Here is a 13,098-nt window from a genome sequence, read left to right on the forward strand (position 1 = left end):
AGCAATGCCATGCAACTGATTCTTGAGATTGTGGTTTCATTTTTTGTGGTGTTTGGTGCGTTCTTTATGCTGATCGGTTCGATTGGCATGATCCGCCTACCCGACTTATTTATGCGCCTGCATGCGCCGACCAAATCCAGTACTTTAGGCCTTGGTAGCTTTCTGATCGCAGCCATGATTTTTGCAGCGATGCATGGTCGTTTTGGTTTTGCTGAGTTACTGATAACCTTATTTGCCTTTATCACGGCACCGGTATCAGCAAATTTGATGGCGCAAGCAGCAATTCATTTACGCTTACGCTCAACCAGTGGTGATGTACCAGAAGCTTTAAATCGCCCACTGCCTTGGCAACGTTACCGTCGCAATCCGTTGAAAAAAGATTAATTTAAAGCTAGCAATAAAAAAGCCACCCGAAGGTGGCTTTTTTATGTGTATTTACTTTTGTTCGTCTTGCTCTTGTTCAGGTAAATCCTTCACAGCTTCAGCAATCAGACCAAACATATAGTTACCATAAGCATTGGTCTTATCGTAATGGAAACGCAATCTTGGCGTAATACGTGTCTTGATACGACGACTCAATTCATGACGCAAGAAACCAGATGCTTTATTCAATACATCTAAAGTTTCTTTATTTGCTGCTTCACTTTGGTCATCGCCCAGTTCACGGCCCATTACAGTGACATATACTTCAGCATATCCCATATCTGCACTGACTTTCACGGCTGAGATGGTCACAAGACCACCCAGACGTGGATCTTTAAGCTCCTGACGGATAAGCTCAGACAATTCACGTTGTACTGAGTCCGCCATGCGCTTTAAGCGTTGGCTACCCGCCATTAAAGACTCCGTTTAATCAATTGAACATCATACACTTCGATCTTATCTTGTGCTTTGATGTCTTTATAACCCTTAACTGCAAGGCCACATTCCATACCAGCACGAACTTCTTCAACCACTTCTTTATAACGACGAAGAGATTCAAGCTCGCCTTGGAACACAACCACATCATCACGTAATACGCGAATTGGCTTGTTACGATGCAATACACCTTCAAGTACCATACAGCCCGCTGCTGCACCAAATTTACTTGAATGGAATACTTCACGTACTTCAGCAACACCCAAGATGGTTTCACGATGTTCAGGTGCAAGCTTACCGCTCATTGCAGCTTTAACATCATCAATCAAGTGATAAATAACGCTGTAGTAACGAATGTCGATACCATCTTGATCAGATTTTTGACGAGCAGTGTTATCCGCACGTACGTTGAAACCTAATAATACTGCTTCTGAAGACTCAGCTAAAGTGACATCTGACTCGGTGATCGCACCAACACCAGAACCGATTACACGGACCTTAACTTCATCAGTAGAAAGCTCATCAAGCGCAACATGTAACGCTTCCAAAGTACCACGTACATCAGTTTTGAGTACAACATTCACATAAGGAATATCTTTTTTACCCATAGATGCCATGATGTTCTCAAGACGCATTGCACTCGCACGCTCTAGACGTTTATGACGTTCACGGTCAGAACGAGCATCAGCAACTTCACGTGCTTTCTTCTCATCATTGACGACAAGAACTTCATCACCCGCCATTGGCGCATCAGGTAAACCTAAGATTTCAACTGGAATCGAAGGACCTGCAGAAGTAATACGTTGACCATTTTCATCAACCATCGCACGAACACGGCCATAAGATGAACCTGCAAGAACCAAGTCACCAATGTTCAATGTACCGTTTTGTACCAGAATTGACGTTACTGCACCGCGACCTTTGTCTACACGTGCTTCGATTACAACACCTTGTGCCGCACCTTCAGCTGAAGCTTTAAGCTCCATCAATTCAGCTTGGATCAAGATGAGATCAAGTAAGCCATCGATACCTGCACCAGAGTGTGCTGATACTTTGGCAATTGGCACATCACCGCCCCACTCTTCCGGTACGATACCTTTGGTGGTCAATTCGTTTAATACGCGGTCTACATCAGCTGATTCTTTATCCATCTTGTTGATGGCAACAATAATCGGCGTACCTGCAGCACGCGCATGGTCAATTGCTTCAGCTGTTTGCGGCATAACACCATCATCAGCAGCAACAACAAGAACCACGATATCAGTCGCTTTTGCACCACGTGCACGCATTGATGTAAACGCAGCATGTCCTGGTGTATCTAGGAAGGTAATAATACCTTTCTCAGTTTCAACGTGATAAGCACCAATATGCTGAGTAATACCACCCGCTTCACCCGCAGCCACTTTAGAGCGACGGATACGATCCAGTAACGATGTTTTACCATGGTCAACGTGACCCATGATCGTTACAACTGGAGGACGAGTTGTTTGCTCACCACGTGCTTCTTCAGCAGCAACCAATAAGTTATCTTCGGCTTGCGTATCAGATACTAAAACTGGATTGTGACCCAATTCTTCAACCACAAGTACAGCAGTATCTTGATCAATGGCTTGGTTCTGAGTCACAAGCTCACCCATTTTCATGAGGGTCTTGATCACTTCACGAACTTTAACTGCCATTTTCTGTGCAAGATCAGCAACAATGATTTTCTCACCGATCTCTACATCATAAACCTGTTTTTTCACAGGTTTTTCAAAACCATGCTTATTTGCTTGGCTGGTTTTCAAGCCACGCTTATGATGACTCTTGCTAAAACTTTGTTCAGATTGAGCATCGCCACCACGACCGCCTTTCTTACCAGCACGTGGATTTGCAGTTGCACCACCACGTTTGATTTCACGATCTTCCTTATTAAAGGAATCTTCATACGCTTGGCCAACAAGACCAGCAGCTAAAGGCGAATCATCAATCACACGAATCGTAGCAGTCGCATCATCATTTGAATATTTTGATGCCATCTGACGCATTTGCTCAAGTGTACGTTGCTGAGCTTCTTCAGCTGCTTTACGACGTACTGCTTCTTCAGTCGCTTTCAACTGAGCAGTTTGCTCTTCACGTGCTCTTTTTTGCTCTGGTGTTTCTGTTGGGCGAATAACTGGGGCTTTAATCACCTTGTCGCTATTACGCTTTTTCACCACAACAGCTGTTTTTGCTGGTGCTTGAGCCGCATTATCAGAAGTATGCGCTGCACGCATGGCTTCTAAAGTTGCATTGGCTTTTTGTTCAGCCGTATGACGTGCAGTTTGCTCAGCATCATTACGTACTTTTTGCTCGGCACGTACTTTTGCATCTGCTTCTACACGTGCTTTTGCTTCAGCTGCAAGTAATTCTGGATTTGGTTTAGCAAAAACTTGTTTCTTACGAACTTCAACATTAATGCTTTTTGCTTTACCTGAAGTACTTGTAACTTTAGCAGTACTCGTTGTTTTACGTTTCAACGCAATTTTTCCTGTGTTACCACTTTCCTGACCATGTACTTTTTTCAAGTGATTGACCAAAGTATCTTGCTGTTCAGTGGTAATAATGTCATCTGCTTTACGCTGTGGTAGACCTGCTTCGCGAACCTGCTCTAGGAGTTTCTCTACAGGACGTTCTACGCTGAGCGCTAACTCTTGAATCGACTTGTCCGTCATCTATTATCTCCTAGTTAAACCATGATTCACGTGCTTTCATGATTAACTGACCCGCTTTGTCATGACCTAAACCTTCGATATCAGAGATATCATCAGTTGCTTGGTCTGCCAAATCATCAACAGTAACCACACCACGCGCCGCCAATGCATACGCAATCTCAGTCGTCATACCTTCCATACCGAGAAGTTCTGCACTTGGCTCTTGAATATTTTCTTGCTGTTTCAATGCATCCGTCAAAGCAGCTTCTTTCGCACGACTTTGTAACAGTTCAACTAAATCCGCTTCAAGCTCAATTTCGTCGAATGTTTCAGCTGGTACATAAGCAATCTCTTCGAGTGAAGTAAAGCCCATTTCTACCAATGCCATTGCCAAGTCTTCCTCAATATCCAGACGTGTAACAAACATATCTAAATATTGTTGTGCTTCATTTTGCTGACGAGCACGATACTCTTCTTCTAACATCATGTCGAGTTTATAACCCGTCAATTCCGATGCTAAACGAACATTTTGTCCTTGCGAACCAATTGCACGCGCTAACTGATCATTGGTTGCAAAGATAATATCAGCACTACGTGCATCTTCATCCAAAACAATACCTGATACATCAGCTGGCTCTAATGCACTTGCAATATATTGCGCCGGGTCATCAGACCACACCACCACATCAATACGCTCACCGTTCAACTCTTGTTGCACCGCTTGGATACGTGTACCACGCATACCAATACATGCACCCACTGGGTCAATACGATGATCATTGGTTTTCACTGCAATTTTAGCACGAACACCTGGTTGACGAGCAGCCGCTTTAATTTCGATAATTTCTTCAGAAATTTCTGGAATTTCTTTTTTCATCAATGCAATCAGCATTTCAGGGCGTGCACGAGACAATAATAATTGCGCGCCACGACCCTCACGATTCACATTATACAAAATCGCATTGATACGTTGTTTAGGACGTAAAATTTCTTTGTGAATGGTTTCTTCACGCGCTAAATAAGCTTCGGCGTTGTCGCCCAGATCAATGATAAAGCCATCTTTCGTTTGCTTTTTCACTTCACCGTAGATCAACTCACCGACTTTAGACTCATAAGCATCCGCAACTAGTGCGCGTTCTGCTTCACGAATCTTTTGTACGATTACCTGTTTTGCAATTTGTGCGGCAATACGACCGAATTCAATTGATTCAACTTCCAACTCACGCACGTCACCGATTGACCACTGAGCAGGGTCTAAATCAGAAATCGCGTCTTGGCATGCTGGCATTTCATGATCTTCATCCGCAACCACAGTCCATTGACGGAAAGTACGGTAATCACCCGTTTTACGATCAATCTCAACACGAAGTTGAGCTTCTTCTGAACGTGTGCCTTCGTAAAACTTTTTCTTCGTTGCCGCAACAAGTGCTTGCTCTAACGCTTGGAAGATCGCTTCACGACTAACACCTTTTTCATTACTAACCGTTTCTGCAACGGTAAGAATTTCGCGGCCCATAAGTCACCTACCGATTTCTTATAAAATTAAGTTAATATTAGTCTTGATAGATTAAATTTGCTTTATCAATATTATTACTATCAATTTCAAGCACATGATTACCTTCAACTTCGACTTGAATCATTTCATTTTCTAAGTCTACAGAAAGCAATTTGGCTTGGAATTTACGACGGTTCTCGACAGCAGCAATTAATCGTAAAGCCACTTGTTGCCCGATATATGCAGGCAGTTGGTTCAATTGGAAAAATGGACGATCCCAACCTGGTGAAGAAACTTCTAAAGCATATTCACCCGAAATTGGATCATGAACATCAAGCATTGCACCCACTTGTTGCGTCACTAAGACACAATCTTGAACACCAATACCACGCCCGAGTTCAACTTCACCATCTTCTGTTAAGACAGGTTCAACATTCTCATCGACCGCTTTATCAATATAAATGCGTAATAAAGAACGTTTCCCTTGTGGCAGGAATTCAATTCCCCACAAATCTACACCGCACGCAGCTACAGCTGGCGCAATTAGATCATGCAATGCTTGAGATTTATTTGATAATTTCATTTACTCTCGTCGCTCTCATACGAGCCAATCAATCTTAACCGTATAGTGAAGCACGACTATTTGACCAATTGATGTCGAACAACTACACGATATAGCTAAACAACCAATAAAAAAGGGCGTAAATCGCCCCTATGTTACACAGAAAAGCAAAGCCCACTGTGCAAAAAGGCCCACCTTATTGTGAGCCTCTTTTAGAAACTTGGTAGCGGGAGCTGGATTTGAACCAACGACCTTCGGGTTATGAGCCCGACGAGCTACCAGACTGCTCCATCCCGCATCAACGTGCAAAAATTATATACAAATATGAAAAAAAGTCAATTTAAGTTTTTTCACATTTGCTTGATTAAGTTGCACCTTAATCAAATGGTAGCGGGAGCTGGATTTGAACCAACGACCTTCGGGTTATGAGCCCGACGAGCTACCAGACTGCTCCATCCCGCAACAATACAAACACTGCACACACCAAACTTACTGGTTATTAAGCTTGGTGCGGAAGGGGGGACTTGAACCCCCACGCCCGAAAGCACTACCACCTCAAGGTAGCGTGTCTACCAATTCCACCACCACCGCAGTATTGTGGGACGCATTCTATTCCCTTAAACGCAAAAAGGAAAGTGCTAATTCAACTTATTCAGTTGTTTTTGGTGCAGTTGGTGAAGTTTCAGGCGATGTTGCTGGTGCAGATGTCGATGTCTGAACAGTTTTTAAACTATACGCATCTGTCGTCTGTTTTTTAGCAAATACAGCGAGCGTTAAACTAGTGACAAAGAACAATGCGGTAAAAATCGCAGTTAAACGAGTTAAAAAGTTACCTGCACCTGAGGCACCAAAAACGGTAGCAGCACCGCCACCACCAAATGATGCTCCTGCTTCCGCACCTTTACCTTGTTGTACCAGAACCAAAGCAATAATTAAAATTGCTAAAATGATATGTACAACGAGTATAAAACTATACATTTCAATTCCTCGTTATTTGCTTTGTGCAAATGCTTTAGCAATTTGGTAAAACGATTGTGCATTTAAAGATGCACCACCGACCAAAGCACCATTAATATCTGGACATGCCGCTAATTCAACTGCATTCTCGGCTTTGACACTGCCACCATAGAGGATTGCCATCTCTGCACCGAATGTTGTGATTTGCTTCAAACCTTCACGAATTTTTGCATGCATCGCTTGAGCATCAGCTGGAGAAGCTGTCTTCCCTGTTCCGATTGCCCAAATCGGCTCATACGCTATCACAATATTTTGCCATTGTTCAGTTTTTACTACAGCTGCCATATCACAAATTTGTTGTAATACCACTTGTTCTGCTGCACCCTGTTCACGCTGCTCCAAGCTTTCGCCCACGCAATAAATGACAGTCAAACCAGCACTTAATGCATTTTGTAATTTGGCTTTTAAAATTTCGACATCATCGCCAAACAATTCACGACGTTCAGAATGCCCAATTAAAACAAATTCAATGCCACTGTCTTTTAACAGTTCAGCACTGACTTCACCCGTAAAAGCACCTGTACCTGCTACACGAGAAACATCTTGCGCAACAGTATAAATCGTTCTCGTTGCATCTTTAAATTGTGTCTGAATGCCGCTTAACGCGATTGCAGTTGGCGCAACACCAATATGACATTGCTCAGCTGCAATATCTTCCTGTTGTAATAACTGTTTAAATTCTTCTACTAATTGGAAAGCATTCGCATGCATTGGATTCATTTTCCAATTGCCAACAACCCAAGGAGTAATGCTCGAGTTCGACATACTTCGCCCACCCACTGTTAATTTCTCAAAAATGCTGCATATTTTACACGGATTTTTATAAAATTCAGTTTTTTCTTTTACTGGTATACAAATGACTAAAAATCATGAAGATCAGTAAAAATTGCTATTCTACCGTCATAATATTATGGTGGTTCAGTGTAAAATTTAAAGCTTGCCACAATTGAATTGATTTGATTATTGACAAGATTTGATTCAATTAAAGAAAATTAATTTGCAAAAAACTCGATCAGTTCAAAGTTTTCGCTATGAATCAAGGCAAAAACAACACTTTCTGTAGTAGTATTTTTGCATAACAAAAGTATAATTTTTAGAATACATATTATAAACATTTATTGTCATAAGGCGGACAGATGTCAGGATTACATACGTCTCCAAAGTTTTCGGGGTTTATTCGACGGTTGGTTGAAGATGGACACATGTCCACGACAACCATGCAAACCGCAATTGACGCGGCTAAAAAAGCACAACAAGACATCGTTGCACATCTGATTGAACAGCATCGTTTATCACCACTAACCATTGCTGAAACGATTGCAGCCGAGTTTGGTGAACCACTTTTCGATCTGGCTGTATACGATACCGCTTTGCTGCCGCGAGATCTGGCAGACAATAAACTCATTCAGAAGCATAAAGTTGCCCCATTACTACAACGTGGGCAAATTTTATATGTCGCGACCAGCAATCCAACCAATATTGAAGCATTAGATGCCATTCGCTTTAATACCAAACTCAATATTGAGCCCATCATTGTTGAGCACACAAAACTCGAAAAACTGATTGAACAGCAGTTTGGCGATTCGGGCAGTTTCGATTTTGGTGACAATGAAGACTTTGATCTCGACATTGATGTGAGTCAAGATCCAACCAAAGAAGAGGATGACGCGCCACAAGGTGATGAGTCTCCGATTGTCAAATATATTAATAAACTGTTGATTGATGCGATTCGTATGGGCGCCTCTGATTTACATTTTGAACCCTATGAAAAAATGTATCGAGTACGTTACCGTGTCGATGGTGTATTGCGTCAGATTGCCAATCCACCCTTACAAATGGCAACTCGTCTCGCCTCACGTTTAAAAGTCATGTCGCAAATGGACATTTCTGAAAAACGAATGCCACAAGATGGACGTATTAAACTTAAACTTTCCAAAACCAAAGCCATCGATTTCCGTGTCAACTCACTACCAACCTTGTTTGGAGAAAAGTTGGTACTCCGTATTTTAGATCCATCTAGCGCTATGCTTGGTATTGAAGCACTCGGTTATGAGGATGAGCAAAAAGCCTTATTTATGGATGCCCTAGATAAGCCACAAGGCATGCTCCTGATTACAGGTCCAACGGGTTCTGGTAAAACGGTCTCACTGTATACGGGATTAAATATTCTAAATACCGAAGATACCAATATTTCGACCGCTGAAGATCCAGTTGAAATTAACTTGGAAGGCATCAATCAGGTCAACGTCAATCCGAAAACAGGACTTACCTTCTCTGCAGCGCTAAAAGCGTTCTTACGTCAAGATCCTGACGTGATCATGGTCGGGGAGATTCGTGATCTGGAAACGGCTGAAATTGCGATTAAAGCAGCGCAAACAGGTCATATGGTGATGTCAACCCTGCATACCAACAGCGCACCAGAAACCCTAACCCGTTTACGCAACATGGGAGTTCCATCTTTCAACATTGCAACGTCTGTCAATCTGGTGATTGCGCAACGCTTAGCACGTCGTTTATGTGGACAATGTAAAGAAGCGATCGAGGTTCCCAAACAAAGCCTATTAGAACTCGGCTTTACCGAACAGGACTTAAATCACCCAGAATTCCAAATTTTTCAACCCGTCGGTTGTGCTGAATGTCGTGAAGGCTACAAAGGTCGTGTGGGGATTTATGAGGTCATGAAAGTCACACCAGAAATTTCTAGACTGATTATGGAAGATGGTAATGCCTTACAAATTGCAGCTGCATCAGAACAAGCAGGGTTTAATAATCTACGTCGTTCCGGTTTGAAAAAAGTCATGCAGGGTATTACCTCTCTGCAAGAAGTGAATCGAGTAACAAGTGAATAAAATTAATAAAAAGGATTAATAATCATGGCAGCTAAAAAAGCGCAAATGATGCCAACTTTTGCTTATGAAGGGGTTGACCGGAAAGGGGCAAAAATTAAAGGGGAATTACCAGCACGCAATATGGCTTTGGCAAAAGTCACTTTACGTAAACAAGGGGTAACCATCAAAAATATTCGAGAAAAACGTAAAAATATTCTCGAAGGCTTGATGAAGAAAAAAGTTACGACTTTAGATATCACCATCTTTACCCGCCAATTGGCGACCATGATGAAAGCTGGTGTTCCTTTGGTTCAGGGCTTTGAAATCGTGGCTGAGGGGCTTGAGAATCCGTCTATGCGTGAGGTGGTGCTCGGTATCAAAGGCGAAGTCGAAGGGGGTAATACCTTTGCTGGTGCACTAAAAAAATATCCACAGTATTTTGATAATCTATTTTGCTCTTTGGTTGAGTCGGGTGAACAGTCCGGTGCGCTTGAAACCATGCTTGATCGCGTCGCAATCTATAAAGAAAAGAGTGAGCTACTCAAGCAAAAAATTAAAAAAGCCATGAAATACCCAATCACAGTCGTTGTGGTTGCTGTGATTGTGACGATTATTTTGATGGTCAAAGTGGTTCCAGTCTTCCAAGATCTATTTAGCTCTTTTGGTGCTGATCTCCCCGCCTTTACCAAAATGGTGGTAGAAATGTCGAAATGGATGCAAGAATACTGGTTTATTCTGATTATCGTGATTGGTGCGATCATTGCCGCATTTATGGAGGCGAAAAAGCGGAGTAAGAAATTTCGTGACTTATTGGACAAAATGGCACTCAAAGCACCTATTTTCGGGGATTTGGTCTACAAAGCCATTATTGCACGTTATAGTCGTACCCTAGCAACTACCTTTGCCGCAGGGGTTCCGCTGATTGATGCACTTGAATCTACTGCTGGTGCAACCAATAACGTCGTTTACGAAGAAGCGGTGATGAAAATTCGCGAAGATGTCGCAACAGGCCAACAATTACAATTCGCCATGCGTGTTTCTAACCGTTTTCCGTCTATGGCGATTCAAATGGTCGCAATTGGCGAAGAGTCTGGTGCCCTAGATAGTATGCTCGACAAAGTTGCAACGCATTATGAAAATGAAGTGGACAATGCTGTCGATGGTTTAACATCCATGATGGAACCCCTCATTATGGCAATCCTTGGTGTTTTAGTGGGTGGCCTAGTGATTGCGATGTATCTACCAATCTTCCAAATGGGTTCTGTGGTCTAATATTTATGCAACAATTCCTTTCTTATTTTATTGACAACCCAGCCGCTCTTTATCTTGCGGTTGGGCTTTTTAGTTTATGTATTGGCAGTTTTTTAAATGTTGTCATTTTTCGTACCCCTCGTATGATGGAACAGGAATGGCAGCAAGAATGTCAAATGCTGTTACACCCAGAACAACCGATTATTGATCAGAGTAAACTGACTTTAAGCCAACCAGCCTCCACCTGTCCGAAATGTGACTCGCCTATTCGTTGGTATCAAAATATCCCCGTGATGAGTTGGTTAGCACTACGTGGGAAATGTGGCACTTGTCAGAATCCAATTAGTATTCGCTATCCATTCATTGAACTGTTGACCATGCTCTGCTCTTTGGTTGTTGTTGCCGTATTCGGTGCCACCATCCAAATGCTGTTTGGCTTAATTTTAACTTGGGTACTAATTGCCTTAACTTTTATTGATTTTGACACTCAACTGCTGCCTGATCGTTTTACCCTACCCTTAGCCGCTTTAGGTTTGGGAATAAATAGCTATGCGATTTATACGACAGCCAGTGCCGCAATTTGGGGTTATTTAATTGGTTTCCTGTGCCTTTGGATTGTTTATTATATTTTTAAACTGATTACAGGCAAGGAAGGTATGGGCTACGGTGACTTCAAACTCCTCGCAGCTTTAGGCGCTTGGATGGGTCCAATGCTACTGCCTTTAATTGTGCTACTCTCTTCAATGCTTGGCGCAATTATTGGTATTATCTTGATAAAAGTGCGCGGTGAAAATCAACCCTTTGCTTTTGGCCCATATATTGCGATTGCAGGTTGGATTGCCTTTTTATGGGGTGATCAGATTATGAAAGTTTATCTTGGTGGTTAATATGCGTTTTATCTTGGGAATCACAGGTGGTATTGGAAGTGGTAAATCTGCTGCAACCCAATGGTTTGAATCCCAAGGTATTACCGTGGTCGATGCTGATATCGTGGCACGAGAAGTGGTTGAACCTGGCCAACCTGCTTTGAAGTCGATTCAAGACGCTTTTGGGGATTGGGTCTTATTAGCCGATGGTAACCTAGACCGTCGTGCCCTGCGTGAACATATCTTTCAATTTCCAGAAGCACGTCAAAACCTAGAAAACATTACCCATCCGGCAATTCGTCAGTCGATTATTCAGCAATTACAACATGCTGAAAGTCCTTATGTAATTTTAGTCTCACCGCTTTTGTTTGAAACCAATCAACATCAATTGGTTCAGCATACCTTACTGATCGATGCTGACGAACAAACTCAACTACAACGTGCTGGGCAGAGAGATGGGCAAAGCGAAGAGCAAATCCGAAAAATTATTGCCGCACAAATGCCACGTGCCCAAAAACAGCAATTGGCAGATGATATCGTGATCAATGATGGACTATTAGAACATCTCCATCAACAGCTCAAACCCTTGCACTTCAGTTATTTACAACGAGCAGAACACGCTTGTTAATTTTGTTTCTGTTGTGCCAGTTTTGCCGCTAAAGTATCTTTACGCAGCCATCGCCATGGCTGTAAGGCACCAATACCCATCCCGATCAAGCCACACACAATCGCGGCATTGAGTGACTCATTTAACAAAGGGACTGCAACAATAGCTGCAATAAATGGTGCCAAGGTCACAATACTGCCTGTCTTAAATGCACCTAAGCGCTCAATTGCAGCCACATACGTCAACGTTGCCACGATCACCACCAAAACACCATGAAATAGCCCTTGAATCAATAAATGTACAGGTGCTGCATCTTGAAAATGCTTGGGAATAAACAAAAGATAAATCGGTAAATAAATAATCGCCGACCAAATCACCACGCCAGCTGTTGCATGCCAAGCAGATAATTTCCATTGTTTCAGCAATACCGTAAAAATCCCCCACCACACTGCACTGATAAAAAGTAGTAAATCTCCTATTCCCAATGCCGAAGCTTGATCATTCAGCATGAGATAACTCATCAGCATCAAAGCTGCCATCATAATCATCAAACTGAACCAAGTGTGTTTATCAAAAGGCTGCCTAAATAATACATAAGCAGCCACAGCGGTACACAAGGGAATACAACCATTGAGAAAAATAGCTGCATGCGCTGCAGGTGCATGTAAAAAAGCGTTATAGACTGTGAGACAATAAACCAAGCCACCGATCAGTGCCAAAATGATTGGACGTAAATCCCACAAAAATGCGAAATCTTTTTTATAGATTAAGACTGGGAGCAGAATCAAAGAGGCAATCGCAAAGCGCATTGCCACCAGATCCCAGACACTGACATGCCAATGTGCATTGAGGCGGGAAAAAATGGTAAATCCACCCCAAATACACATGGTAATAAAGACAAAGAAATAGCCTTGCTTACGGATGGTCATCTGAGTTTACATT

12 protein-coding genes and 3 tRNA genes are annotated in these 13,098 nt (G+C 42.4%); 5 read left to right on the top strand and 10 right to left on the bottom strand.

Annotated features, from left to right (window positions below; genetic code table 11):
- The first annotated feature begins 9 nt into the window (after positions 1-9).
- Positions 10-384, top strand: coding sequence for a Na+/H+ antiporter subunit G (locus F896_RS01420; protein WP_004656204.1), 375 nt, complete (start codon positions 10-12; stop codon positions 382-384).
- Positions 385-435: 51 nt separating this feature from the next.
- Here F896_RS01420 and F896_RS01415 read toward each other — a convergent pair whose 3' ends face one another.
- The 9 genes from F896_RS01415 to tpiA form a co-directional block, all read right to left on the bottom strand.
- The gene (locus tag F896_RS01415) at positions 436-837 is read right to left on the bottom strand and encodes a ribosome-binding factor A (RefSeq protein WP_004774100.1); all 402 of its coding nucleotides are present in this window, start codon (positions 835-837) and stop codon (positions 436-438) included.
- Entirely contained in the window at positions 837-3,551 is a 2,715-nt protein-coding gene (gene infB / locus F896_RS01410; RefSeq protein ID WP_016165078.1) for a translation initiation factor IF-2, read from the bottom strand. Before infB ends, F896_RS01415 begins: the two co-directional genes overlap by 1 nt.
- 10 nt (positions 3,552-3,561) lie before the next feature.
- Positions 3,562-5,046 carry a transcription termination factor NusA gene (gene nusA, locus F896_RS01405; protein WP_004802322.1) on the bottom strand — a complete coding sequence of 495 codons (1,485 nt, stop codon included), beginning with the start codon at positions 5,044-5,046 and terminating at the stop codon, positions 3,562-3,564.
- A 37-nt stretch (positions 5,047-5,083) separates the two neighbouring features.
- Positions 5,084-5,608, bottom strand: coding sequence for a ribosome maturation factor RimP (gene rimP / locus F896_RS01400; RefSeq protein ID WP_004802320.1), 525 nt, complete (start codon positions 5,606-5,608; stop codon positions 5,084-5,086).
- Positions 5,609-5,808: 200 nt separating this feature from the next.
- Positions 5,809-5,885 (bottom strand) — tRNA-Met (locus tag F896_RS01395).
- A gap of 87 nt (positions 5,886-5,972) precedes the next feature.
- A tRNA-Met gene (locus F896_RS01390) sits at positions 5,973-6,049 on the bottom strand.
- A 44-nt stretch (positions 6,050-6,093) separates the two neighbouring features.
- Positions 6,094-6,178 (bottom strand) — tRNA-Leu (locus F896_RS01385).
- 57 nt (positions 6,179-6,235) lie between these two features.
- The gene (secG, locus tag F896_RS01380) at positions 6,236-6,565 is read right to left on the bottom strand and encodes a preprotein translocase subunit SecG (RefSeq protein WP_004802318.1); all 330 of its coding nucleotides are present in this window, start codon (positions 6,563-6,565) and stop codon (positions 6,236-6,238) included.
- Positions 6,566-6,577: 12 nt separating this feature from the next.
- Positions 6,578-7,369 (bottom strand): triose-phosphate isomerase, encoded by a 792-nt coding sequence (gene tpiA / locus F896_RS01375; protein ID WP_016165079.1) that lies wholly within the window; start codon positions 7,367-7,369, stop codon positions 6,578-6,580.
- Between the two features lie 371 nt (positions 7,370-7,740).
- Between tpiA and pilB the strand changes: the two genes are divergently transcribed.
- Genes pilB through coaE form a run of 4 tightly spaced genes read left to right on the top strand, consistent with a single transcriptional unit; the run spans position 7,741 to position 12,177 of the window.
- Positions 7,741-9,453, top strand: a complete 1,713-nt coding sequence (gene pilB / locus F896_RS01370) for a type IV-A pilus assembly ATPase PilB (protein ID WP_016165080.1) — start codon at positions 7,741-7,743, stop codon at positions 9,451-9,453.
- Positions 9,454-9,477: 24 nt separating this feature from the next.
- Positions 9,478-10,704, top strand: coding sequence for a type II secretion system F family protein (locus tag F896_RS01365; RefSeq protein ID WP_016165081.1), 1,227 nt, complete (start codon positions 9,478-9,480; stop codon positions 10,702-10,704).
- Between the two features lie 5 nt (positions 10,705-10,709).
- On the top strand, positions 10,710-11,570 hold the full coding sequence (locus F896_RS01360; RefSeq protein WP_016165082.1) for a prepilin peptidase: 861 nt from the start codon (positions 10,710-10,712) through the stop codon (positions 11,568-11,570).
- 1 nt (position 11,571) lies between these two features.
- Complete coding sequence (gene coaE / locus F896_RS01355; RefSeq protein WP_016165083.1) at positions 11,572-12,177, top strand: dephospho-CoA kinase; 606 nt, start codon at positions 11,572-11,574, stop codon at positions 12,175-12,177.
- Here the strand turns inward: coaE and F896_RS01350 are convergent.
- On the bottom strand, positions 12,174-13,085 hold the full coding sequence (locus F896_RS01350; protein ID WP_016165084.1) for a DMT family transporter: 912 nt from the start codon (positions 13,083-13,085) through the stop codon (positions 12,174-12,176). The two genes, coaE and F896_RS01350, sit on opposite strands and share 4 nt — an antisense overlap.
- Positions 13,086-13,098 lie beyond the last annotated feature (13 nt).

This window comes from Acinetobacter genomosp. 15BJ (assembly GCF_000400715.1).
GTDB lineage: Bacteria > Pseudomonadota > Gammaproteobacteria > Pseudomonadales > Moraxellaceae > Acinetobacter.

Coding starts and splice junctions, on each gene's coding strand:
- F896_RS01420 (WP_004656204.1), top strand. CDS start 10: ATGCAACTGATTCTTGAGATTGTGGTTTCATTTTTTGTGGTGTTTGGT.
- F896_RS01415 (WP_004774100.1), bottom strand. CDS start 837: ATGGCGGGTAGCCAACGCTTAAAGCGCATGGCGGACTCAGTACAACGT.
- infB (WP_016165078.1), bottom strand. CDS start 3,551: ATGACGGACAAGTCGATTCAAGAGTTAGCGCTCAGCGTAGAACGTCCT.
- nusA (WP_004802322.1), bottom strand. CDS start 5,046: ATGGGCCGCGAAATTCTTACCGTTGCAGAAACGGTTAGTAATGAAAAA.
- rimP (WP_004802320.1), bottom strand. CDS start 5,608: ATGAAATTATCAAATAAATCTCAAGCATTGCATGATCTAATTGCGCCA.
- secG (WP_004802318.1), bottom strand. CDS start 6,565: ATGTATAGTTTTATACTCGTTGTACATATCATTTTAGCAATTTTAATT.
- tpiA (WP_016165079.1), bottom strand. CDS start 7,369: ATGTCGAACTCGAGCATTACTCCTTGGGTTGTTGGCAATTGGAAAATG.
- pilB (WP_016165080.1), top strand. CDS start 7,741: ATGTCAGGATTACATACGTCTCCAAAGTTTTCGGGGTTTATTCGACGG.
- F896_RS01365 (WP_016165081.1), top strand. CDS start 9,478: ATGGCAGCTAAAAAAGCGCAAATGATGCCAACTTTTGCTTATGAAGGG.
- F896_RS01360 (WP_016165082.1), top strand. CDS start 10,710: ATGCAACAATTCCTTTCTTATTTTATTGACAACCCAGCCGCTCTTTAT.
- coaE (WP_016165083.1), top strand. CDS start 11,572: ATGCGTTTTATCTTGGGAATCACAGGTGGTATTGGAAGTGGTAAATCT.
- F896_RS01350 (WP_016165084.1), bottom strand. CDS start 13,085: ATGACCATCCGTAAGCAAGGCTATTTCTTTGTCTTTATTACCATGTGT.